At 65.7% G+C, this 23,023-nt stretch carries 25 protein-coding genes; 16 read left to right on the plus strand and 9 right to left on the minus strand.

Going from position 1 to position 23,023, the window contains the following annotated elements; all coding sequences use genetic code 11:
• Positions 1–5: 5 nt before the first annotated feature.
• The 4 genes from CFB34_RS27575 to nadC all read left to right on the plus strand — a co-directional run bounded on the left by CFB34_RS27575 (position 6) and on the right by nadC (position 5,240).
• Positions 6–1,370 (plus strand): mechanosensitive ion channel domain-containing protein, encoded by a 1,365-nt coding sequence (locus CFB34_RS27575; RefSeq protein ID WP_089440842.1) that lies wholly within the window; start codon positions 6–8, stop codon positions 1,368–1,370.
• Between the two features lie 221 nt (positions 1,371–1,591).
• Positions 1,592–2,785: an acyl-CoA desaturase gene (locus CFB34_RS27580; RefSeq protein ID WP_089426146.1), complete on the plus strand. Its 1,194-nt coding sequence runs from the start codon at positions 1,592–1,594 to the stop codon at positions 2,783–2,785.
• A gap of 353 nt (positions 2,786–3,138) precedes the next feature.
• Positions 3,139–4,275 carry a quinolinate synthase NadA gene (nadA, locus tag CFB34_RS27585; RefSeq protein ID WP_071334971.1) on the plus strand — a complete coding sequence of 379 codons (1,137 nt, stop codon included), beginning with the start codon at positions 3,139–3,141 and terminating at the stop codon, positions 4,273–4,275.
• A complete protein-coding gene (nadC, locus tag CFB34_RS27590; protein WP_242808707.1) occupies positions 4,275–5,240 on the plus strand; it encodes a carboxylating nicotinate-nucleotide diphosphorylase in 966 nt (321 codons plus the stop codon). Before nadA ends, nadC begins: the two co-directional genes overlap by 1 nt.
• A gap of 91 nt (positions 5,241–5,331) precedes the next feature.
• Here the strand turns inward: nadC and nadB are convergent, their stop codons facing one another.
• From nadB to radC, 4 genes are all read right to left on the minus strand, one after another.
• On the minus strand, positions 5,332–6,918 hold the full coding sequence (gene nadB / locus CFB34_RS27595; RefSeq protein ID WP_089440841.1) for an L-aspartate oxidase: 1,587 nt from the start codon (positions 6,916–6,918) through the stop codon (positions 5,332–5,334).
• Between the two features lie 160 nt (positions 6,919–7,078).
• Positions 7,079–7,246, minus strand: a complete 168-nt coding sequence (gene rpmG, locus CFB34_RS27600) for a 50S ribosomal protein L33 (RefSeq protein ID WP_006478046.1) — start codon at positions 7,244–7,246, stop codon at positions 7,079–7,081.
• 17 nt (positions 7,247–7,263) lie between these two features.
• A complete protein-coding gene (gene rpmB, locus CFB34_RS27605) occupies positions 7,264–7,497 on the minus strand; it encodes a 50S ribosomal protein L28 (protein WP_004186391.1) in 234 nt (77 codons plus the stop codon).
• Positions 7,498–7,734: 237 nt separating this feature from the next.
• Positions 7,735–8,508, minus strand: a complete 774-nt coding sequence (gene radC, locus CFB34_RS27610) for a DNA repair protein RadC (RefSeq protein WP_089440840.1) — start codon at positions 8,506–8,508, stop codon at positions 7,735–7,737.
• Positions 8,509–8,644: 136 nt separating this feature from the next.
• Between radC and CFB34_RS27615 the strand changes: the two genes are divergently transcribed.
• The 8 genes from CFB34_RS27615 (at position 8,645) to CFB34_RS27650 (ending at position 15,843) form a co-directional block, all read left to right on the plus strand.
• Positions 8,645–9,100 (plus strand): peptidylprolyl isomerase, encoded by a 456-nt coding sequence (locus CFB34_RS27615; protein WP_046544593.1) that lies wholly within the window; start codon positions 8,645–8,647, stop codon positions 9,098–9,100.
• A 2-nt stretch (positions 9,101–9,102) separates the two neighbouring features.
• Positions 9,103–10,083, plus strand: coding sequence for a 4-hydroxy-3-methylbut-2-enyl diphosphate reductase (ispH, locus tag CFB34_RS27620; protein ID WP_006488968.1), 981 nt, complete (start codon positions 9,103–9,105; stop codon positions 10,081–10,083).
• 269 nt (positions 10,084–10,352) lie between these two features.
• Positions 10,353–11,030: an amino acid-binding protein gene (locus CFB34_RS27625; RefSeq protein WP_089440839.1), complete on the plus strand. Its 678-nt coding sequence runs from the start codon at positions 10,353–10,355 to the stop codon at positions 11,028–11,030.
• Between the two features lie 211 nt (positions 11,031–11,241).
• Positions 11,242–12,192 carry a branched-chain amino acid ABC transporter permease gene (locus CFB34_RS27630; protein WP_006488946.1) on the plus strand — a complete coding sequence of 317 codons (951 nt, stop codon included), beginning with the start codon at positions 11,242–11,244 and terminating at the stop codon, positions 12,190–12,192.
• An 18-nt stretch (positions 12,193–12,210) separates the two neighbouring features.
• Entirely contained in the window at positions 12,211–13,380 is a 1,170-nt protein-coding gene (locus tag CFB34_RS27635; RefSeq protein WP_089440838.1) for an ABC transporter ATP-binding protein, read from the plus strand.
• A 24-nt stretch (positions 13,381–13,404) separates the two neighbouring features.
• Positions 13,405–14,181, plus strand: a complete 777-nt coding sequence (locus CFB34_RS27640; protein ID WP_021160760.1) for an ABC transporter ATP-binding protein — start codon at positions 13,405–13,407, stop codon at positions 14,179–14,181.
• Entirely contained in the window at positions 14,181–14,897 is a 717-nt protein-coding gene (locus CFB34_RS27645) for an ABC transporter ATP-binding protein (protein WP_089426143.1), read from the plus strand. Before CFB34_RS27640 ends, CFB34_RS27645 begins: the two co-directional genes overlap by 1 nt.
• A gap of 274 nt (positions 14,898–15,171) precedes the next feature.
• Entirely contained in the window at positions 15,172–15,843 is a 672-nt protein-coding gene (locus tag CFB34_RS27650; protein WP_089440837.1) for a DUF2278 family protein, read from the plus strand.
• Positions 15,844–15,867: 24 nt separating this feature from the next.
• Here CFB34_RS27650 and CFB34_RS27655 read toward each other — a convergent pair whose 3' ends face one another.
• The 3 genes from CFB34_RS27655 to CFB34_RS27665 all read right to left on the minus strand — a co-directional run bounded on the left by CFB34_RS27655 (position 15,868) and on the right by CFB34_RS27665 (position 18,846).
• Positions 15,868–16,323, minus strand: a complete 456-nt coding sequence (locus tag CFB34_RS27655; protein WP_089440836.1) for a GNAT family acetyltransferase — start codon at positions 16,321–16,323, stop codon at positions 15,868–15,870.
• 13 nt (positions 16,324–16,336) lie between these two features.
• The gene (locus tag CFB34_RS27660) at positions 16,337–17,521 is read right to left on the minus strand and encodes an acetylornithine transaminase (RefSeq protein ID WP_069248649.1); all 1,185 of its coding nucleotides are present in this window, start codon (positions 17,519–17,521) and stop codon (positions 16,337–16,339) included.
• 293 nt (positions 17,522–17,814) lie between these two features.
• Positions 17,815–18,846, minus strand: a complete 1,032-nt coding sequence (locus CFB34_RS27665; protein ID WP_089440835.1) for a CDP-6-deoxy-delta-3,4-glucoseen reductase — start codon at positions 18,844–18,846, stop codon at positions 17,815–17,817.
• 107 nt (positions 18,847–18,953) lie between these two features.
• Between CFB34_RS27665 and CFB34_RS27670 the strand changes: the two genes are divergently transcribed.
• Entirely contained in the window at positions 18,954–19,991 is a 1,038-nt protein-coding gene (locus tag CFB34_RS27670; RefSeq protein ID WP_089440834.1) for an NAD-dependent epimerase/dehydratase family protein, read from the plus strand.
• Here the strand turns inward: CFB34_RS27670 and CFB34_RS27675 are convergent.
• Together CFB34_RS27675 and CFB34_RS27680 are read right to left on the minus strand one after the other, a co-directional pair.
• Entirely contained in the window at positions 19,974–20,159 is a 186-nt protein-coding gene (locus CFB34_RS27675) for a hypothetical protein (protein WP_011352938.1), read from the minus strand. The genes CFB34_RS27670 and CFB34_RS27675 overlap by 18 nt on opposite strands.
• A gap of 105 nt (positions 20,160–20,264) precedes the next feature.
• A complete protein-coding gene (locus CFB34_RS27680; RefSeq protein ID WP_089440833.1) occupies positions 20,265–20,981 on the minus strand; it encodes a 16S rRNA pseudouridine(516) synthase in 717 nt (238 codons plus the stop codon).
• 114 nt (positions 20,982–21,095) lie between these two features.
• On the opposite strand from CFB34_RS27680, the gene copC reads away from it, so the two are divergent.
• From copC to CFB34_RS27695, 3 genes are all read left to right on the plus strand, one after another.
• Entirely contained in the window at positions 21,096–21,470 is a 375-nt protein-coding gene (gene copC, locus CFB34_RS27685) for a copper homeostasis periplasmic binding protein CopC (RefSeq protein WP_089431593.1), read from the plus strand.
• Positions 21,471–21,533: 63 nt separating this feature from the next.
• On the plus strand, positions 21,534–22,034 hold the full coding sequence (locus tag CFB34_RS27690) for a DinB family protein (protein ID WP_089440832.1): 501 nt from the start codon (positions 21,534–21,536) through the stop codon (positions 22,032–22,034).
• A 186-nt stretch (positions 22,035–22,220) separates the two neighbouring features.
• Positions 22,221–22,994 (plus strand): SDR family oxidoreductase, encoded by a 774-nt coding sequence (locus CFB34_RS27695; RefSeq protein ID WP_039368119.1) that lies wholly within the window; start codon positions 22,221–22,223, stop codon positions 22,992–22,994.
• The last annotated feature ends 29 nt before the right edge of the window (positions 22,995–23,023 follow it).

Raw genomic sequence — 23,023 nt, forward strand, 5'->3', positions numbered from 1 at the left:
GGACGATGGAGAATCTGCAGAGCCGCCTGCTGTCGCACCGGTTGGCATCGGTCATCCGCGATTTCCACCAGCCGGTGATGATCTGGCAGGCGGCGATCCTCATCGGCGCGCTGTGCTTCGCATGGGTGGCTGCGCGCTTCGTGCACGGCCGGATCGACGCGCGCCGCCGGGCGGCCGGACGTGCGCCCGGCGCGGGTGCGCAAAGCCTGAAGCGCGCGTTGTTCCCGCTGTTCGGCAGCGTATTCGTGGGCGGCGCGCAGCTCGCGTTCGACCCGTTCATGTCGACGTCGCTGCTGTCGCTCGCGCTCGTGCCGTTGTTCGGCATCGGGCTGATCTACGTGCTGTTCTTCTTTGCGCGGCGCGTGTTCGCGCGCGACGGCCACACGCATGCATGGCTGTCGATCGTCGAGAAGATCGTGTCGACCGTCGTGTGGGCCGCGATGGTGCTGACCGTGCTCGGCATCCAGCGTGACGTGCTCGGCTGGCTCGACAGCGTGCAGTTCCGGGTCGCCAATGCGCATCTCACGCTGCTGTCGGTGATCTCCGGCGCGCTGTGGGTGTGCGTGACGCTGATGGTCGCGATGTGGCTCGGCTCGGTGCTCGAGGATCGCCTCACGCGCGCGAGCACGCTCGACGCGAACCTGAAGGTCGTGCTGTCGCGGGTCGGCCGCGCGCTGCTCGTGTTCGCGGCGATCCTGATCGGGCTGTCGCTGGTCGGCATCGACGTGACCGTGCTCGGCGTGTTCGGCGGCGCGGTGGGTGTCGGCCTCGGTTTCGGGCTGCAGAAGATCGCCAGCAACTACGTGTCGGGCTTCATCATCCTGCTCGACCGCTCGCTGCGGCTCGGCGACGCGATCAGCGTCGGCGGCTTGCAGGGCGTCGTCACGCAGATCCGCACGCGCTACACGGTCGTGCGCGGCCTCGACGGCAACGAGACGCTGATCCCGAACGAAAAGCTGATCACCGACGTCGTGCAGAACCAGTCGTCGTACCTGACGCGCGGCTACGCGAAGGTGGCCGTGCAGGTCGCGTACACGAGCGACGTCGAGCGCGCGCTCACGCTGCTCGCCGAGGCGGCCAAGGGTGTGCCGCGCGTGCTGGCGGAGCCTGCTCCGACCCCGTATCTGGTGAGTTTCGGGGCGGACGGGATCGACCTGGAGCTCGGTTTCTGGATCGAGGATTCGGCGAAAGGCACGTCCGGCGTGCGTTCGAGCGTGAACCGGAACATCTGGCGCCTGTTCAGCGAGCACGGGATTTCGATTCCGTTCCCGCAGCGCGAAGTGCGCGTCGTCGGGTTGCCCGACGCCTTTCCCGCCACGGGTGTGACGGCCGGCAACGGCGCCGTGGACGGGCACGCACCGGCGGCATGACGCGCGCCGGTCGTCAATCGTATCGACCCCGCGGCCGGAACCGGATCGCGGGCCTTTCCCAGTCCGCCCATGGACTGGGTTTGTTGCGTCATGGCAAGAAAATGTTCATTTTTTACAAAGACTTGGAACGGTTGAAGTAAAATTCTGGTCTACACGCGGTATGCTTTCATTTTTCTGACGCTCGGCGCGTGCCGACGTCGCTCTCATCACAGGTAACTGCCTTGTTGAATTCCCTGCTCGATTTTCTTTCCCACGGGCTCCTGCATTTTTCGTGGTGGCAGGTCGCGCTGTTCGCGCTCGCCGTCACGCACGTCACGATCATCGGCGTGACGGTCTACCTGCACCGCTGCCAGGCGCACCGCGCGCTTGAGCTGCATCCGATCGCGAGCCACTTCTTCCGCCTCTGGCTGTGGATGACGACCGGCATGCTGACCGGCCAGTGGGCCGCGATTCACCGCAAGCACCACGCGAAGTGCGAGACCGAGGAAGATCCGCACAGCCCGCAGACGCGCGGCATCTGGAAGGTGTTCCTCGAAGGCGCCGAGCTGTATCGCGCGGAAGCGAAGAACGAAGAGACGATGCGCAAGTTCGGTCACGGCACGCCGAGCGACTGGGTCGAGCGCAATGTCTATTCGAAGTACCCGATTCTCGGCATCAGCCTGATGATGGTGATCGACGTCGCGCTGTTCGGCGTGATCGGCCTGACCGTGTGGGCCGTGCAGATGGTCTGGATTCCGTTCTGGGCGGCTGGCGTCGTCAACGGCTTCGGTCACTTCTGGGGCTATCGCAACTTCAACTCGGCCGACGCGAGCACGAACCTGTTCCCGTGGGGCATCGTGATCGGCGGCGAAGAGCTGCACAACAACCACCACACGTTCGCGACGTCGGCGAAGCTGTCGAACAAGTGGTACGAGTTCGACATCGGCTGGATGTACATCCGCATCATGTCGGCGTTCGGTCTCGCGAAGGTGAAGAAGGTCGCGCCCACGCCGCGCCTGAACAAGCCGAAGACGGTGCTCGACCAGGAGACGCTGCAGGCCGTGCTGTCGAACCGCTACGAAGTGATGGCGCGCTACGGCAAGGCCGTGAAGCGTGCGTACCGCCAGGAGCTTGCGCACCTGAAGGAAATCGGCGGCGAGAAGTACCAGATGATGCGCGGCGCGCGCAAGTGGTTCCACAAGGACGCCGACGGCCTCGACGAGCCGCAGAAGAAGCTGCTGCCGGAAATCTTCGCGAACAGCCAGAAGCTGCAAACGTACTTCCAGCTGCGCCAGGATCTTGCCGCGATCTGGGATCGTTCGACCGCATCGCGCGAACAGCTTCTCGCGCAATTGCAGGATTGGTGCCATCGCGCAGAACAAAGCGGCATCAAGGCGCTGCAGGAATTTGCGACGCGCCTGCGCCGCTACGCCTGATTCGAAATCGATTAGAATCTAAGGACGTCAAAAACCCCGCGTTGGCGGGGTTTTTTATTTGGTCCGCCGGTTTTTGAATGGTGATTGGCAGGGCCGGATTGGTATGAGGCTTGGGGCAACGGGGAAGTGTTGCTCCGGGGCGAACGCAGGGGATGGGATCGGAGTGGGCGTTGAAGCGCTAACGCCGATCGACCGCGAAGCATGGGACCCGAGTAAGCACTAAAGCGCTAACTCGGGTCGACCGCGAAGCATGGGATCAGAGTAAGCGCTAAAGCGCTAACGCTGATCGACCGCGAAGCATGGGACCCGAGTAAGCGCTAAAGCGCTAACTCGGGTCGACAGGAGATATGGAGATGCAATCGACGATCAAACCCGTCGAGTACGACCGGCCCGTTGCAGCAGGGACCGTATGCGGCGTGGGGCAGGCCTGGGCCAAGGTGCCCGATGCACCGTCCGCCGAAGAGCGGGCCGCGCTGAAAGCGCGCATCAAGGCATTGCTCGTGCGCGAAAAGGCCGTGCTGGTCGCGCACTACTACGTCGACGCCGAGTTGCAGGAACTCGCCGACGAAACCGGCGGCTGTGTCGCCGATTCGCTCGAAATGGCCCGCTTCGGCCGTGACCACGACGCGCAGACGCTGGTCGTCGCCGGCGTGCGCTTCATGGGCGAAACCGCGAAGATCCTGAGCCCGAACAAACGTATCCTGATGCCCGATCTCGACGCGACCTGCTCGCTCGACCTCGGTTGCCCCGTCGACGAATTCTCGGCGTTCTGCGATGCGCATCCCGACCGTACCGTCGTCGTCTACGCGAATACCAGCGCCGCCGTGAAGGCGCGCGCGGACTGGATGGTCACGTCGTCGATCGGCCTCGAGATCGTGGCCGACCTGCACGCACGTGGCGAGAAGATCATCTGGGCGCCGGATCGCCATCTCGGCAGCTACATCCAGAAGAAAACCGGCGCGGACATGCTGCTGTGGCAAGGCTCGTGCCTCGTTCACGACGAATTCAAGGGCATCGAGCTCGATCTGCTGCGCGCCGAGTATCCGGACGCGAAGGTGCTCGTCCACCCGGAATCGCCAGAAAACGTCGTCGCGCAGGCCGATGTGGTCGGCTCGACCACGCAACTGATCGATGCGGCGGTCAAGCTCGACGCGACGCACTTCATCGTCGCGACCGATCTCGGCATCCTGCACAAGATGCAGCTTGCGGCGCCCGGCAAGACCTTCATCGCCGCACCGACGGCCGGCAACAGCGCCACCTGCAAGAGCTGCGCGCACTGCCCGTGGATGGCGATGAACGGCCTCGCGAACCTTGCCGACGTGCTCGAACGCGGTCACAACGAGATCTTCGTCGATCCCGCGATCGGCGAGCGCGCACGCCTGCCGATCGACCGGATGCTCGATTTCGCAGCCGCGCACAAGAAGCGCGTGCAGGCGAGCGGCGATCTGCAGCGCGATCAGCAATTGTTTGCGAACGTGGGGGCTGCGTAATGAATAGCTCCCACGCTCACATTCGTTCGCTGCCCCCCGAGGGGGCGGCTACCTTCCTTGGGGGCGGCCCGGCGGAAGGCGGCGCGAACTCCGCAGTATCCCCGCTGTTCAACATCGTCCGCGAGCAATACGGCGCGGCATTCGACGATGCGATCGCGCGCAACGTGGCCGATGCGATCGCGGAAGACGTCGGCAGCGGCGACCAGACCGGGCGGCTCGTACCGGCCGGCGGACGTCGCCGTGCACGCATCATCGTGCGCGAGGAAGCCGTGCTGTGCGGCGTGCCGTGGTTCGAGGCCGTGATTGCCCGGATCGATCCGGCGATCGTCGTGCAGTGGCGTTATCGCGAAGGCGATCGTATGTCGCCCGATTCGACCGTCTGCGAACTCGAAGGGCCGGCGCGCGCGCTGCTGACGGCGGAGCGCAACGGGCTGAACTTCCTGCAGTTGCTGTCGGGCGTCGCGACTGCGACGCGTCGTTACGTCGATCGCGTCGAAGGCACGCGCGCGAAGATCCTCGATACGCGCAAGACGCTGCCGGGCCTGCGGCTCGCGCAAAAGTATGCGGTGCGCGTCGGCGGCGGCGAGAACCAGCGTCTCGCGCTGTATGACGGCATCCTGATCAAGGAAAACCACATCGCGGCGGCAGGCGGTGTCGGCGAGGCGCTCGACGCGGCGTTCGCGCTGGACTCGGGCGTGCCCGTGCAGGTCGAAGTCGAGACGCTTGCACAACTCGATACGGCGCTCGCACATCGCGCGCAGTCGGTGCTGCTCGACAACTTCACGCTCGACATGATGCGTGAAGCGGTGCGCGTGGCGAACGGCAAGGCCGTGCTCGAAGTGTCGGGCGGCGTCAATTTCGATACGGTGCGCGCGTTCGCGGAAACGGGGGTCGATCGCATCTCGATCGGCGCGCTGACGAAGGACGTGCGCGCGACGGACTATTCGATGCGGATCGTCGACTGACCGAACGCGTTCGATCAGACAAAAAAGCCGTTGGCGCGCAAACGCCAACGGCTTTTTTCCTGTGCGGCCGCAGCCGGGAAGGGCGTACCGCTCAGCGACGCGCGCGCGGCGTGAGCACGCTCGGGAGCGCCTTCGGCAGCGAGTTCGGCCAGTCGCGGCTGTAGTGCAGCCCGCGGCTTTCGCGGCGCGAGTGCGCGCTCTTCACGATCAGCGTCGCCACGTCGACGAGGTTGCGCAGTTCGAGCAGGTCGCGCGTCACGCGGAAGTTCGCGTAGTACTCCTGGATCTCGTCGCGCAGCAGCGACAGCCGGTGCTTCGCGCGTTCGAGGCGCTTGTCGGTGCGCACGATGCCGACGTAGTTCCACATCAGGCGACGCAGCTCGTCCCAGTTGTGCGCAACGACGACTTCCTCGTCCGCATCCGACACGCGGCTTTCGTCCCACGCGGGCAGCGAAGCCGGCGTTTCGGCATCGAAGCCCGCAGCTTCGATCGCCTCGGCCGCCGCGCGGCCGATCACGAGGCATTCGAGCAGCGAGTTGCTCGCGAGCCGGTTCGCGCCGTGAAGCCCCGTGTACGACGTTTCGCCGACCGCATACAGGCCCGCGAGATCGGTGCGCCCGGCGAGGTCGGTGACGACGCCGCCGCACGTGTAGTGCGCGGCCGGCACGACCGGAATCGGCTCTTTCGCGATGTCGATGCCGAATTCGAGGCAGCGCGCGTGGATCGTCGGGAAGTGTTCGCGCAGGAACGCTTCCGGCTGGTGGCTGATGTCGAGATACACGCAGTCGATCCCGCGCTTCTTGATCTCGAAGTCGATCGCGCGCGCGACGATGTCGCGTGGCGCGAGTTCCGCGCGCGGATCGTGCGCGGGCATGAAGCGCGTGCCGTCGGGCAGCTTCAGCAGGCCGCCTTCGCCGCGTACGGCTTCGGAAATCAGGAACGATTTCGCATACGGATGGAACAGGCAGGTCGGGTGGAACTGGATGAATTCCATGTTCGACACGCGGCAACCTGCGCGCCACGCCATCGCGATGCCGTCGCCGGTCGCGGTGTCGGGGTTCGTCGTGTACAGGTAGACCTTGCCGGCGCCGCCCGTGGCGAGCACCGTATGCGGCGCCTCGATCGTGATCGTGCGGTCGTTGTCGACGTCGAGCGCGTACAGGCCGTGACAGCGGCGGCCGGGCAGGCCGAGCCGATCCGACGTGATCAGGTCGATCGCGTGGTGGTTTTCGAAGAACGTGATGTTCGGATGCTGGCGTGCACGCGCCGACAGCGTGGCGAGCACCGCATGGCCGGTCGCGTCGGCCGCGTGGATGATCCGGCGGTGGCTATGGCCGCCTTCACGCGTGAGGTGGAAGCCGAGCTCGGCCGCGTCGTCCTTCGTGAACGGCACGCCCTGCGAGATCAGCCATTCGATCGCTTCGCGGCCGTGTTCGACGATATAGCGCGTCGCGCCTTCGTCACACAAGCCGCCACCGGCGACCAGCGTGTCGTCGACGTGGTTCTCGATGCTGTCCGCCGAATCGAGGACTGCGGCGATGCCGCCTTGCGCGTTATCGCTCGCGCCCTCCATCATCGACCGCTTCGCGATCAGCGCGACACGTCGCGTGCTGGCCAGGTTGAGTGCGACCGACAGCCCTGCCAGGCCGCTGCCGACGATCGCCACGTCGAATTTCATGCTGCATCTCCATCGTTACGCTTTTGATCTTGTGCGTTCCGGCAGCCGTGGCCGCGGAAAGGGGAGAGCATACCGCGTCGCGCCGGAGCGTGCGCGCAAAACAAAAAGCCCCGCATGTGCGGGGCTTTTCGGTCGCCGTCAGGCTAGCAGAAACCGGAGATTACTTGATCTTGGTTTCTTTGTATTCCACATGCTTGCGGACGACGGGATCGAACTTCTTGATCGCCATCTTTTCCGGCATGTTGCGCTTGTTCTTCGTGGTCGTGTAGAAGTGACCCGTACCAGCGGTCGACTCAAGCTTGATCTTGTCGCGTGCGCCTTTTGCCATGATTGTGCTCCTTGGGCTTAGGCTTCGCCGCGTGCGCGCAGGTCAGCGAGCACGGAATCGATGCCGTTCTTGTCGATCAGGCGCAGGCCGGCGTTCGAGACGCGCAGGCGCACCCAGCGGTTTTCGCTCTCTACCCAGAACCGGCGGTTTTGCAGGTTCGGCAGGAAGCGGCGCTTCGTCTTGTTGTTGGCGTGGGAAACGTTGTTGCCGCTCATCGGCGCTTTCCCAGTTACTTGGCATACGCGTGCCATGAGAGCACTCCTAATACGCTAAATTCGGGGTTCGATCGCCGATGAAGGTTCCATCGTACCGCCACGTGATCCATGGCTGCACTCAGAACGCCGAAGCCCTTACAGACAAGGCCCTTCGATGGCTAGAACTGGTTGGAAAAAAGACAGACGGCGATTCTAGCAGAAAAAGTTCAGAAAAATCAAACCTAATTTCGCATCGCCGTTGCGGCGCCGTTGGGCGGGCCGCAACCGCACAGTCTACATCCAACCGGCCCGCGCGAACGAAAAAGTATCACCCGTGCCGATCACGACGTGATCGAGCAGCCTGACATCGACGAGCGCGAGCGCGTCGTGCAGCACGCGGGTCAGGCGGCGATCTTCCGCGCTCGGCTGCACGGCGCCCGACGGATGGTTGTGGGCGACGATCAGTGCCGCGGCGTTGTATGCCATCGCGCGGCGCACGATCTCGCGCGGGTAGACCGCCATGCGCGTCAGCGAGCCGCGCGTGATTTCCTCCATGTCGATCAGGCCGTGGCGCGCGTCGAGGTAGACCGCGGCGAACACTTCGTACGGACGCGCGCCGATCTTCAGCCGCAGATAGTCCTCGACCGCGCGGGGTGAGTCGATCGGCATCTTCTCGTGCGCTTTCTCCTTGAGCATGCGACGCGCGATCTCGATGACGGCAACCAGCCGCGCGGCGCGCGCGGGGCCGATGCCGGGGTGCGCCTCGAAATCGCCGGTGGTTGCCTCGAGCAGTCCGTGCAACGACTTGAACTGCTTGACCAGTGCGCGGGCGGTGGTGAACACATCGTGCCCGGGCTTGCCCGTGCCGAGCAGCAGGGCGACCAGTTCGTCGTCGGTCAGCGCCGCCGGCCCGCGCTCCAGCAATCGCTCGCGTGGCCGCTCGGGCCGCCAGCCGCGCAGGCGGTGCTTGCGCCGGTGGATCGGGATGACACGGCCGGGCGGATCGGCCGGCAGATCGGTGCTGTCGCGGCATTCGGCGGGCGGCAAGGCTGGGCAGGGTGACAGCATGCTTGAAACTCCATTGGCGGCGGGGCAGTGTGCGCGACGTCGTCGCACTTTCCGCCTTGCGCGCTCAGGTGACTTACAATATTGGTTTTGCGCCGGGCCTTTCGGCCGTATCGGGCGCCGACTGAACGAGTAATTCATGAGCCTCATCGATCTATCCGAAGTGAAGCCCGGTTCCCACGTCACACTGCATTACCGGCTGGCACTCGCCGACGGCGCCGATATCGTCAACACCTTCACCGACAAGCCGGCCACGCTGCTGCTCGGCGCGGGGCAACTGGCGCCGTCGCTGGAACAGATTCTGATCGGCCTCAGGGTCGGCGACCATTCGACTTTTCAGCTAGCCCCCGAACAGGGGTTCGGTCCCCGGAATCCCGACATGCTCCAGCGCGTGACGCTGTCGACGCTGCGCGAGAACGGGATGGTCGGCGACGATTTCACGCCGGGCGAACTGATCGAGTTCAACGCGCCGGACGGCGGCCGATACGCGGGGGTGCTGAAGGAAGTCAGCGAAACCTCGGCACTGTTCGACTTCAATCATCCGCTCGCGGGCCAAGCGCTCACGTTCGAAGTGAAAATCATCGGAATCCTGTAATCATGAGCACCACCGATACGCTGTCCGGGCAGACCGTCGCCGCCGATGCCGAAATCCTGCTGGCCCAGCCGCGCGGTTTCTGCGCGGGCGTCGATCGCGCGATCGAGATCGTCGAGCGCGCCATCGCGATGCACGGTGCGCCGATCTACGTCCGTCACGAGATCGTCCACAACAAGTACGTGGTCGAGGATCTGAAGAAGAAAGGCGCGATCTTCGTCGAGGAGCTCGAGGAAGTGCCGGCCGGCAATACCGTGATCTTCAGCGCGCACGGCGTGTCGAAGGCCGTGCGCGACGAGGCCGACGTGCGCGGGTTGCGCATTTACGACGCAACCTGCCCGCTCGTCACGAAGGTGCACGTCGAAGTGGCGAAGATGCGCCAGGACGGCGTCGACATCGTCATGATCGGGCACAAGGGCCATCCGGAAGTCGAAGGCACGATGGGGCAGGTCGAGCGCGGCATGCATCTCGTCGAGAGCGTCGAGGACGTGCAGAAGCTCGAGCTCGCCGATCCCGAACGCATCGCGCTCGTCACGCAGACGACGCTGTCCGTCGACGACGCGGCCGAGATCATCGGCGCGCTGAAGGCCAAGTATCCGAAGATCCGCGAGCCGAAGAAGCAGGACATCTGCTACGCGACGCAGAACCGCCAGGACGCCGTGAAGTTCATGGCGCCGCAGTGCGATGTCGTGATCGTCGTCGGCAGCCCGAACAGCTCGAATTCGAGCCGCCTGCGTGAAGTGGCCGAGAAGCGCGGCGTGGCCGCCTACATGGTCGATGCCCCCGACCAGATCGATCCGGCATGGGTCGCGGGCAAGCGCCGCATCGGCGTGACGGCCGGCGCGTCGGCTCCCGAAGTGCTCGCCCAGGCCGTGATCGCGCGGCTGCGCGAACTCGGTGTGCGCAATGTGCGCGCGCTCGACGGCATCGAGGAAAACGTGTCGTTTCCGCTGCCGCGCGGGTTGAACCTGCCGCCCGCCGCCTGATTGCCGCATTGCACCCGCGGAACACCGAAGCGCGCCTGACGGCGCGCTTTTTTTTGCCTGTCGAATTCGCAATCGCAACCAATATTCGGATGAATGGTGCAACCGGGTTGCTCTGCGTGCTTTCAAGCGTCTCTCAAAATTGGTTGCAATGCAGGAAAACCCCATCGAATCAGGATTATTGGCGTCCTATAAATGGAGTTACAATGCGCCCGTTTTCAGGCCTGAATGGCTTTGAAATCGGATTTTGGCAAGGCGCGGGAGACCACTCAATGCATGTGAAGTTGGCTTACGCCATGTCCGTCGCCGCACCGGTTGCAATGCTTGCCGGCTGCAGCAAAAAGAGCGACGACGAGGCGGGGAGGGAGGCTGCGGTGTCCGCGGCACCGCCGGCCAGCGGCGTGCGCGTCGCCGGAACCGGTCGTGCGGCACCCTTTGCGGGCCGCATCGCGCAATTGGGCAAGGACAAGGAAAACGGGGCACGTTTGGCGATCGAGGAAATCAACGCGCTTGGCCTGGCGAACGGCCAGGCAGCGGGCACGCAGGGTGCAGCACAGCAGGCCGCCGGTCGTGGCGTGACAGCGACCGTGCGCGCCGATCGACGCAGGCCGGCCCGGGTGCCCGGCGATGCGGGCAGCGTGCCGATGTCGCCGGTCCCCTTTCATTTCGATTCGACGAAACAGCGCGTTGCCGCGAGCAATGATGTCGCGGCGCGCGGTCTGGTTCGTACGATGGATTCCGACGTAGTCCTGACGAATGTCGGGCGCGGCGTTCGCGGTGCCTTGCGAGGCAGCGCGGCACGGAATCCGATCCGCCCGGGTGCGGGGCTCGCCTCGCACCGGACGGGAAAAGGCACGGATGCCGGGCAACCGGACGATGGCCGTCTCGGCATGCTGCCCTACGACTTCAAGGAGGCCACGAACACCGTCCTCGATGTCGTGACGATTTAGCGACGGGACTCATGACGGCACCGGAACAGTGCGGTGCCGTTTTTGTATCCGCTCCGGCGGCAGGTCCGGCCGTACAGGCCGGGCGGCGCGCGCCGGGACGATCCACCCTTACCGGTATCGACTAGTACCCGCAGTGTCGCCGAGAAGGCGCGATTCCTCGCTTACCCGCGGGGCGCAACGTCCTCCGGCAGCACGGGCCAAGGAGCTTTAAATGGATATTTTCGTCCAGCAGGTTCTCAACGGGCTGGTGCTCGGCAGTGTCTACGCCATCATCGCGTTGGGCTACACGATGGTGTACGGCATTCTCGGCATCATCAACTTCGCGCACGGCGACGTGCTGATGATCGGCGCGATGGTCGCCCTGTCGGCCATTACCGTGCTGCAGAACCATTTCCCCGGACTCGGCAACGTCGCGACGCTGACGATCGGCCTGGGCATCGCCGCAGTCGTCTGTGCATTCGTCGGCTTCACGATCGAACGGGTCGCCTACCGGCCGCTGCGTCGCGCACCGCGCCTCGCCCCGCTGATCACCGCGATCGGCGTGTCGATCCTGCTGCAGACCGCCGCGATGATCATCTGGTCGCGCAACCCGCTGCCGTTCCCGCAATTGCTGCCGACCGATCCGATCAACGTGATCAAGGCCACCGACACGACGCCCGGCGCCGTGATCTCGGTGACTGAAATCGTGATCATCGCGGTCGCGTTCATCGTGATGGGCGGCCTGCTGCTGCTCGTGCACAAGACCAAGCTCGGCCGCGCGATGCGCGCGATCGCCGAAAGCCCGAACACCGCGAGCCTGATGGGCGTGAACCCGAACTTCGTGATCTCCGCGACGTTCATGATCGGCTCCGCGCTCGCCGCGCTGGCCGGCGTGATGATCGCATCCGAATACGGCAACGTGCACTTCTACATGGGCTTCATCCCCGGCATGAAGGCATTCACGGCCGCGGTGCTGGGCGGGATCGGCAACCTCGGCGGTGCGATGGTCGGCGGCGTGCTGCTCGGCCTGATCGAGCAGCTCGGGGCCGGCTACATCGGCAACCTCACGGGCGGCGTATTCGGCAGTAACTACCAGGACGTGTTCGCCTTCATCGTGCTGATCATCGTGCTGGTGTTCCGTCCGTCCGGCCTGCTGGGCGAACGTGTCGCGGATCGCGCGTAACGGAAGGGAGCAAACAACATGACATCCATTCAACCGATCGAATCCTCGACGTCGCTCGTCGAAGAGCGCAACACCACCAAGACGGTCATCATCGGCCTCCTGACCGCGGTCTTCGTGATCGCCGCGCCGATCATCATCGGCTCGGCCGGCGGCAACTACTGGGTCCGCGTGCTCGACTTCGCGATGCTGTACGTGATGCTCGCGCTGGGCCTGAACGTGGTGGTCGGCTTTGCCGGCCTGCTCGACCTGGGTTACATCGCGTTCTACGCGGTGGGTGCGTACACGGCGGCATTGTTGAGCTCGCCGCACCTGAGCTCGCAATTCGAGTGGATTGCGGCGCTCGCGCCGAACGGGCTGCACATCCCGTTCCTGATCATCGTGCCGATCGCGATGGCGCTGGCGGCGACCTTCGGGATCCTGCTCGGCGCGCCGACGCTGCGCCTGCGCGGCGACTACCTGGCGATCGTGACGCTCGGCTTCGGTGAAATCGTCCGGATCTTCATGAACAACCTCGACCGTCCGGTGAACATCACCAACGGCCCGAAGGGGATCACGGGCATCGATCCGGTGCACATCGGCGACTTCAGCCTCGCGCAGACGCACTCGCTGTTCGGGATCCAGCTGCCGTCGGTCTACATGTACTACTACCTGTTCGTGCTGTGCTCGCTGCTGGTGATCTGGGTGTGTACGCGCCTGCAGCACTCGCGGATCGGCCGCGCATGGGCGGCGATCCGCGAAGACGAGATCGCGGCGAAGGCGATGGGCATCAACACCCGCAACGTGAAGCTGCTCGCGTTCGCGATGGGCGCGTCGTTCGGCGGCCTGTCGGGTGCGATGTTCGGTTCGTTCCAGGGCTTCGTGTCGCCGGAATCGTTCACGTTCTGGGAATCGATCGTCGTGCTGGCCTGCGTGGTGCTCGGCGGCATGGGCCACATCCCGGGCGTGATCCTGGGCGCGGTGCTGCTCGCGATCTTCCCGGAATTCCTGCGCTCGACGATGAGCCCGCTGCAGCACGCGCTGTTCGGCCACGACGTCGTCGATACGGAAGTGATCCGTCAGGCGCTGTACGGCCTCGCGATGGTGGTCATCATGCTGTATCGCTCGGAAGGCCTGTGGCCCGCGCCGAAGCATGAGGACAAGATCGCGAAACTGGCGAAGCGCAACAGCAAGAAGCCGGTTCGTGCTTAATCGACGGACACTGGGGATATACACATGAGCGACAAACAAATCCGACTGTCCGTCAAAGGCGTGAACAAGCGCTTCGGTGGCCTGCAGGCGCTGTCCGACGTCGGCCTCGAAATCAAGGAAGGCGAGATCTACGGCCTGATCGGCCCGAACGGCGCCGGCAAGACGACGTTCTTCAACGTGATCACGGGCCTCTACACGCCGGACTCCGGCGAGTTCAAGCTCGACGGCTCGGAATACAAGCCGACCGCGGTGCATCAGGTCGCGAAGACGGGCATCGCGCGCACGTTCCAGAACATCCGCCTGTTCGGCGGGATGACGGCGCTCGAGAACGTGATGGTGGGCCGCCACGTGCGCACCAAGCACGGGCTGCTCGGCGCGGTGTTCCAGACGCCGGCCGAACGCCAGGAAGAGCGCGAGATCAAGGAGCGCGCGATCGAGCTGCTCGAATACGTCGGCGTGCTGCAGTACGCCGACTACACGTCGCGCAACCTGTCGTACGGCCACCAGCGCCGTCTCGAGATCGCGCGCGCACTGGCCACCGACCCGAAGCTGCTCGCGCTCGACGAGCCGGCGGCCGGGATGAACGCGACCGAGAAGGTCGAACTCACGCGCCTGCTCGACAAGATCCGCTCGGACGGCCGCACGATTCTCCTGATCGAGCACGACGTGAAGCTCGTGATGGGGCTGTGCAACCGGATGACGGTGCTCGATTACGGCAAGGTGATCGCCGAGGGTCTGCCGCAGGACGTGCAGAAGAATCCGAAGGTGATTGAGGCATATCTCGGCGCAGGGGTGCACTGATGGCAGCGGCAATGTTGAAAATCAAGGGCTTGCAGGTCAACTACGGCGGCATCCAGGCCGTCAAGGGCGTTGACATGGAAGTCCGTCAGGGCGAGCTCGTGACGCTGATCGGCGCGAACGGCGCGGGCAAGACCACGACGATGAAGGCGATCACGGGTCTGAAGGCGTATTCGGCCGGCGACATCGAGTACGAGGGCAAGTCGATCAAGGGCATCCCGACGCACGAGCTGCTCAAGCGCGGCCTCGCGATGGTGCCGGAAGGCCGCGGGATCTTCGCGCGGATGTCGATCGTCGAGAACATGCAGATGGGCGCGTACCTGCGCAACGACGGCGAGCAGATCAAGAAGGACGTCGATCGCATGTTCGGCTTCTTCCCGCGCCTGAAGGAGCGTGCGACGCAGCTCGCGGGCACGCTGTCGGGCGGCGAGCAGCAGATGCTGGCGATGTCGCGCGCGATCCTGTCGAAGCCGAAGCTGCTGCTGCTCGACGAGCCGTCGATGGGCTTGTCGCCGATCATGGTCGAGAAGATCTTCGAAGTGGTGCGTGAAATCTCGAAGGAGGGCATCACGGTGCTGCTCGTCGAGCAGAATGCACGCCTCGCGCTGCAGGCGGCCGACCGTGGTTACGTGATGGATTCGGGCACGGTCACGATGGAAGGCGATGCGAAGCAGATGCTCGACGATCCGAAGGTGCGGGCTGCGTACCTGGGTGAATGAGTGAGTGATTGAGCGAGCCCGGTGGCGCGCGACGGCAGATGCCGGCCGCGTCGCACACGGGCTTTCGAAAGGCTGTCACGGGATGCCGTGACAGCCTTTTTTTTCGTGTCATGCGATTCCGGTCGAACTTGTGTGGGCGGGCGCGACTCCATTCGACTGTTGCGCCGCGCACGCGGCGCGGGAACGATGGGGGCGGCCGCTCGTTGCCGGTCGCCTGCAAACCGACACATGGGCCGTGTAGCATCGGCGGCCCATCGGCACACGGAGAGCGCGCATGAGTCTGGACTACGGTTTCGTGAAGGCGAAGGTGACATCGGTGGCGAAGCTGAAGGGCTCGCCGCATGGCAGCGAGATCCAGTACCACATCCACCTGACGCTGGCATTGCCCGGCGGCGACTGGGACGTCGCGATCAACGTCGGCACCAACGACGCAGACGACCTGCTGAACTACAAGCTCGTCTACGATTTCCACCACCCGATCACGCAGACGCTCGCGGCCGCGGCCGAAGGCTATACGGACCTGACGGGGCAGGCAGCGTTGCCCGCGCTCGACTACCTGCGCAGCGACATCCTGAACGAAACGGGCGCATGGCGCCCGAGCGCCGTGATGGACGGCACGGAGAACCAGGAGCCGATCCCGTCGCTGCTGCGGCTGGTGAACGCCGCGCAGTCGCAGGGGCTCGACGTCATCGTGTTCGGCCGCACGTATTCGGAAGGCAACGGCATCCACGACACGCACATGAACCAGGGGTCGACCGGCTCGAACTACCTGCATCGCGCGGGCGACGACCACAACGATCACAACGACATCTGGCAGGACGGCGCGCTGATCGTGCGCGTGAGCGATACGCAGTGGGCCGCGTATTTCGCCGCGTTCGAGCAGCAGGCCGTGCCGACCGACGCGCTCGGCAATCCGCTGCCGGGCGCGGGGCCGATCACGCGCTGACGTAGCGGGCGGCCGGCCTCTGCTTCACGCGGCCGGCAGTGTCTTGCCGAACGAGATGCGTTCCTCGACACGATAGCCGAGCGCCGCGTAGAAGCGGCATGCATCGTCGTTGCCGGGCAGCACCTGCAGGTTGATCTTCAGGCAGCCGCGCGCGGCGAGCGCGCATTCCGCGTGCGCGATCAGTGCGCGGCCGATGCCGAGCCGGCGTGCGTCGTTCGATACGCCGAACGAGTAGAGCCAGCCGCGATGCCCGTCGAAACCCGCCATCAGCGTGCCGACCACGCGTGCGTGGCTGGTCGCGACGAAGAACAGTTCCGGCTGCGTCGCGAGCTTCAGCTCGATCGATCGCAGCGGATCGCGGTGCGGCGGCGCATCCGCGTCTTCGTACTGCGGGAACGCGTCGCGCCATACCGCGAGCACGGCATCGGTGTCGGCGCGTTCGAACGGGCGGATTACAACGGCATCGGCGGCGGCATCCATCGGCGGGCTCTCCTTAGAGCGTGTCGAGTACCGACCGCAGCATCGCCATCATCTGGTCGATTTCTTCGGTCGTCACGTTCAGTGCGGGCATGAAGCGCAGCAGGTTCGGCCGCGCGGCGTTCAGCAGCAGGCCGTCGGGCTGCATGTCGCGGGCCTTCTCGACGATCTGCGGGCCGATGTCCTTGCCGAGCAGCAGCGCGCGCAGCAGGCCTTCGCCGCGTTCGCCTTCGAAGCCGCGCTCTTCCGACAGCTCGAGCAGCTTGCGCTTCAGGTATTCGCTGCGCGCACGCACACCTTCGAGGAAGCCCGGTGCGACGAGCTGCGAGATCACCGAATAGCCGACCGCCGTCATCAGCGGGTTGCCGTTGTACGTGCCGCCCTGGTCGCCGGCCTCGAACACCGCGAACTCGGCCTTCGACAGCAGCGCGCCGAGCGGGGCGCCGCCGCCGATGCCTTTCGCGAGCGTCATGACGTCCGGCTCGATGCCGGACAGCTCGTACGCGAACAGCGTGCCTGCGCGGCCGCAGCCGCTTTGCACTTCGTCGACGATCAGCAGCAGGTCGTGCTGCTTCGTCAGCGCGCGCAGCGCCTGCATGAATTCACGCGTGGCCGGAATCACGCCGCCTTCGCCCTGGATCGGCTCGAGCATCACGGCGACGGTCTTGTCGGTGATCAGCTTCTCGACCGAGTTGATGTCGTTCAGCTCGGCCTTCGGGAAGCCCGGCACTTGCGGCGCGTAGATCGTGTCCCAGCCCGGCTTGCCGCTGGCCGACATCGTCGCGAGCGTGCGGCCGTGGAAGCTGTGGTCGAACGTGATGATCTCGTACGCGCCGTTCTTGAACTTGCGGCCCCACTTGCGCGCGAGCTTGATCGCGCCTTCGTTCGCTTCCGCGCCGCTGTTCGTGAAGAACACCTTGTCGAACACGCTGTGCTGCGTGAGCAGGCCCGCGAGCTTCGCCATCGGTTCGTTGTAGAACGCGGGCGACGGGTTCAGCAGCTTTTCCGCCTGCGTCTTCAGCGCGTCGACGATGCCTTCGTTGCAATGGCCGAGGCTGTTGACGGCCCAGCCCTGGATGAAGTCCAGATAGCGCTTGCCCGTGTGATCGTAGAGCCACGAACCCTTGCCGTGCGTAAACACGATGTCGGGGCGGTTCGTGATGTACATCAGCGAGTCGATCGGATAATCGTTCAGGGGCATGGCAGCAGACTCCAGCGGACGTTGAAAGGGAAACAGGCAATAAAAAAGCCACGGAAGGCCGTGGCTGGTGGGTCGAACAGCTTGTGCGTAACCGGTGAAGCAGTGTGGGGGTTACGCGCGAGTCCGTGACGAGCCTGCGGCATCCGGGCGGAGCGGCGAGCGGCGACGTCGAAGGGCGGACAGGAAGCAGTTCATGTGCGCAAGCATAAGGCATCCCGCGCGTCACTGTAAACCGCCGCGATGCCACGGATGTGACATCGCGGCGCGCAGTGCCGCACGCGGGTGCGCGGGCCTCAGACCGGATGCGCGAGATCGGCGGCGCTCGTGAACGAGTCCGCGTAGAACTCGTCGGCCGGCAGCGCGTGGTGCTGCGTGAAGTCGCGCTGCGCGGATTCGACCATCACCGGCGCGCCGCATGCGTACACCTGGTAGCCCGACAGGTCGGGCAGATCCTCGATCACCGCGCGATGGACGAAGCCGGTGCGGCCCGTCCACTGATCGCCGGCGTCCGGCTCGGAGAGCACCGGCACGTACTTGAAGTTCGGGATCTCGCGTGCCCACTGCTCGGCCAGTTCGCCGAGGTAGATGTCCTTCTTGCGGCGTGCGCCCCAATAGAGCGTCATCGGGCGCGTGATGCCCGTGTGCTTCACGTGCTCGATGATCGCCTTGATCGGCGCGAAGCCGGTGCCCGATGCGAGCAGCACGATCGGCTTGTCGGAATCCTCGCGCAGGAAGAACGTGCCGAGCGGGCCTTCGAAGCGAAGGATGTCGCGCTCCTTCATCGCGCCGAACACGTGGTCGGTGAACTTGCCGCCCGGCATGTGGCGGATGTGCAGCTCGACCGGGCCTTCCTCGTGCGGTGCGCTCGCCATCGAGTAGCTGCGGCGCGAGCCGTCCTTCAGGATGAACTCGACGTACTGGCCCGCGAGATACTGCAGGCGTTCGTTGGCGGGGAGCTGCAGCTTCACGACCATCACGTCGTCGGCCTTGCGCTCGAGCGCGGCGATCCGGCACGGCAGCTTCTTGACCTGCACGCCGTCGACGCCGGCGATTTCACGCACGTCGATTTCGAGATCGCACTGCGCCTTCGAGCAGCACAGCAGCGCGAGGCCGCGGGTGCGTTCGTCGTTGGACAGCGCCGACGCGGCATGCGGGCCCTGTTCGATCTGGCCCGACACGATCTGGCCCTTGCAGGAGCCGCACGCGCCGTTCTTGCAGCCGTACGGCAGATGGACGTTCTGGCGCAGCGCGGCCGCCAGCACGGTTTCATCCGACTCGACCTGGAATTGCCGGCCGCTTTGCTTGAGAGTGACGTTGAATGCCATAGAACCAAACTAGAACAAAATGGGGGGACCGTGCATGTCGGGCACGGCAGCTACAATGCAAACCCGTTGCGCGTCGCGCAACGGTGGCTACTGATTTCGCAACCAACATGATCGCGACTCGAATCCTGCGCCGGCCGCGCGCACTGATCGTCGGCTGCGGCGACGTCGGCATGCGCTGCGTCGCGCAATGGCGCGACACGCGCCGCAACCTGCGGATCTTCGCGCTGACGAGCCATCCGGCCCGTCGCGACGAACTGCGCGCCGCGGGCGCAACACCGATCGTCGGCGACCTCGATCGCCGGGCGACGCTTGGCCGCCTCGCGGGTCTTGCCCGCACGATCCTGCATCTCGCACCGCCGCAGTCCGATGGCCGCGACGACCGGCGCACGCGTGCGCTGATCGCCGCAACGACCGTGCCTGCGCGACGGCCGCCGGTGCCGCCGGCCTCGGCGGTCGGCCGGCTCCGAACGCTGCGCACCGCGGCCCGACAGGCCAGCGCGCCCGTTCGGGCAGCGCGTATTGTACCCGACGGCCTTCGTGCGCCGAGGCTCGTCTACGCCAGTACGACGGGCGTTTACGGCGATTGCGGCGGCGCACGTATCGACGAGACGCAGCCGCTGCGCCCCGCGAATCCGCGGGCGTTCCGGCGCGTGTCGGCCGAGCGGCAGTTGCGTGCGGCGACGGTGCGCGGCGTGCTGTCCGCGCGCGTCGTGCGGATTCCCGGGATCTACGCGGCGAACCGTCTGCCGGTCGCGCGGCTCGAGCGCGGCACGCCGGCGCTCGAACCGGCCGACGACGTCTACACGAACCACATCCACGCGGACGATCTCGCGGCGATCCTGCGCCGTGCGGCCGAACGCGGCAAGCCGGCGCGCGCCGTGCACGCGTCGGACGACAGCGAACTGCGGATGGGGGAGTATTTCGACCGGGTCGCGCAGGCGCTCGGCCTGCCGAGGCCGCCGCGCGTCAGCCGCGCGGACGCCGAGCGTCAGCTCGAACCGACACTGCTGTCGTTCATGCGCGAGTCGCGACGCCTGTCCAACGCACGGCTCAAGGCCGAATTGTGCGTGACGTTGCGCTATCCGACCGTAGACGATTTCCTTCAAACGCTCGCGCCGGGCAGCGCGTCAGGTGAGCGCCGGTAACGCCTCGATCAGCAGGAAGCACAGCAACGCGCCGATCAGCGCGCCAATCAGGTTCGGATGATATTTGTGCTTCATGTGCATCGCGGCCAGCAGCCCGCCGATCACGATGACACCGATGACCGCGAACGCGATCATCACGTACGACAGTTCGAAAGTATGGTTGTTCATGACGTCTCCCCTGCATCGCTGCTCGTACAGCTTGTGATTTCAGTATAGCGGGGGAACACGCGGCAGAGGCGCGGCCGGACGTCGAACGGTCGTGCGGATTTTCCCTTACAGGGTTTTGACGGTATTGCGCAGCGCCGCAAGGTCGGCGTCATCGAGCCAACGCCACGCGCCGGGCGCGAGGTCGCCCGGCAGCGTGAAGCCGCCGATGCTTTCGCGATGCAGCGCTTCGACGCGATTGCTCGCCGCCGCGACCATCCGTTTGACCTGGTGATACTTGCCTTCGAGGACGGTCAGCGCGAGCGCGTGCGGGGCGCGCGCGTCGGCGGCGACCGCCGCGATCGGCTTCGGCTCGCCGTGCAACTGCACGCCGGTGCGCAGCGTGTCGAGCTGCGTGTCGTCGAGCGGGTGGCGCACGGTTGCCACGTAGGTCTTCGGCACCTTGCGTTTCGGCGACGTGTACGCGTGCACGAACTGGCCGTCGTCGGACAGCAGCAGCAGGCCCGTCGTATCCTGGTCGAGACGCCCGACGCACTGCACGCCGCGCGCGACGAGCGGCGCAGGCAGCAGGCTGAACACGCTCGCGTGGTGTTGCGGGTCGCGCGAACACTCGTAGCCGGCCGGCTTGTTGAGTGCGAGATAGGCGCGTGCGTGGAACGGCCACGCCGTATCGTCGACCAAGAACACGAGGCCGTCGGTATCGAACGCGGCGTCGGGGTCGGTCGCGCGGGCTCCCGCCACGGTGACGCGGCCCGCTTCGATCAGGCCGCGGCACTGGCGGCGCGAGCCGAAGCCCTGGGTGTAGAGAATGCTTTCGAGATCCATAGCGCGCGCATTCTATCAAGCGATGGCGCGCGACCGGCATGAACGCACATGCGCTGGTAAGCTGCCGGTACGCCGCGCGGGGCGCGGCGCCCGTTCATTCTTCACGGAAAGCACATGCCTTTTGCTTCGTTCCCGTTCGGCCGCCACGCCGCGGCCGTCATCGTTGCCGCGACCGTCTCGTCGGCCGCGTTCGCGCACGCGCACCTCGCGAAGAGCGATCCGGCGGCGGGCGCGTCGGTGGCTGCCGCACCGGCCGCCGTCACGATCGACTTCACCGAGCCGCTGGAGCCGGCGTTCAGCTCGATCGTCGTCGTCGACGGCGACGGCAAGACGGTGTCGGACGGCCGTGCGCGCATCGACGCGTCGAATCGCAAGCGGATGTCGGTGCCGCTCACGGCGGTCGGCACCGGCGCCTATACGGTGAAATGGGTGGCCGTCGCGACCGACGGGCACCGCACGCAGGGCGCGTACGGCTTCAGCGTGAAGTGACGCAACGGCGACGGCAGGCCCGTGCCAGGGTTGCCGTCGCGCCTATCCGACAGGGAGTCCCGCATGAATCCGACGACGCTCGACGCACTCGCCGATTTCCCCCGTCAGCTCGAAGCGCATTTCGCGGCCGTGCCCGACGGCTACGCGCGCTGGACGCCCGATGACTGGGCCGGGATCCCGAGCGAGCATTTCTCGCCGCTCGGGCAGCTCTGCCACGTACGCGACATCGAGATCGACGGCTATCACGTGCGGCTGCGGCGGATGCTCGACGAAGACCGGCCGCTGCTCGTGTCGATCGACGGCGACGCGCTCGCGATCGAACGCCGCTACAACGACGCGTACGCGTCCGACGTGCTCGCGGCGATCCGCGAAGCGCGGCGCGAGACGCTGGACCTCGTGTCGCGTCTCACGCCCGAACAGCTCGCGCGCACCGGGGAATTCGAAGGCTACGGGTCGCTGACCGTGCGCGGACTCGTCCACTACCTGTGCAGCCACGACCAGCAGCACCTGGCCGGCATGCAGTGGCTGCTCGGCAAGATCGACGCGGCGTTGTACGCGCGCTGAGCGGGCGCCGGGACGGGCGCCACTCGATCGAGGACAGATTCCGGCGCGGTTGTCGGTGCGGCAGGCTGCACTGCCGCGCTTCGATTGGAGCGTTTTTCTGGATAATCCATCCAGCCGTGCCCGGCTGACCGGTGCGTCGCGCATGCCTACACTCCTAACTTCGTTCAACGAAAAAAGGAGTCAGCCGTGGCAACTCATACGCTCGCAGACAAGGTCGTCCTGATCGCAGGTGGCGCAAAGAATCTCGGCGGCCTGATCGCGCGGGATCTGGCGAGCCACGGCGCGAAGGCCGTGGCGATTCACTACAACAGCGCCGCGTCGCAGGCGCAGGCCGAGGAGACGGCCGCCGCGGTGCGTGCGGCCGGCGCGGAAGCGGCCACGTTCCAGGGCGACCTGACGACGGCCGCCGCGGTCGAGAAGCTGTTCGACGACGCGAAGCAGCGCTTCGGCAAGATCGACATCGCGATCAACACGGTCGGCAAGGTGCTGAAGAAGCCGTTCACCGAGATCAGCGAGGCCGAGTACGACGAGATGTTCGCGGTCAACAGCAAGTCGGCGTTCTTCTTCATCAAGGAAGCGGGGCGGCACCTCGAGGATCACGGCAAGCTCGTCACGCTCGTGACGTCGCTGCTCGGCGCGTTCACGCCGTTCTACGCGGCGTACGAAGGGTCGAAGGCGCCGGTCGAGCATTTCACGCGCGCGGCGTCGAAGGAATACGGCGCGCGCGGGATCTCGGTGACGGCCGTCGGGCCGGGCCCGATGGACACGCCGTTCTTCTACCCGGCCGAGGGCGCCGATGCGGTCGCGTATCACAAGACGGCGGCCGCGCTGTCGCCGTTCAGCAAGACGGGCCTGACCGACATCGAGGACGTCGTGCCGTTCATCCGCCATCTCGTCACCGACGGCTGGTGGATCACGGGCCAGACGATCCTGATCAACGGCGGCTACACGACCAAGTAACCGGCCCGGCAACGGGCCGCGCGGCGCAC

This window comes from Burkholderia sp. HI4860 (assembly GCF_002223045.2).
GTDB lineage: Bacteria > Pseudomonadota > Gammaproteobacteria > Burkholderiales > Burkholderiaceae > Burkholderia.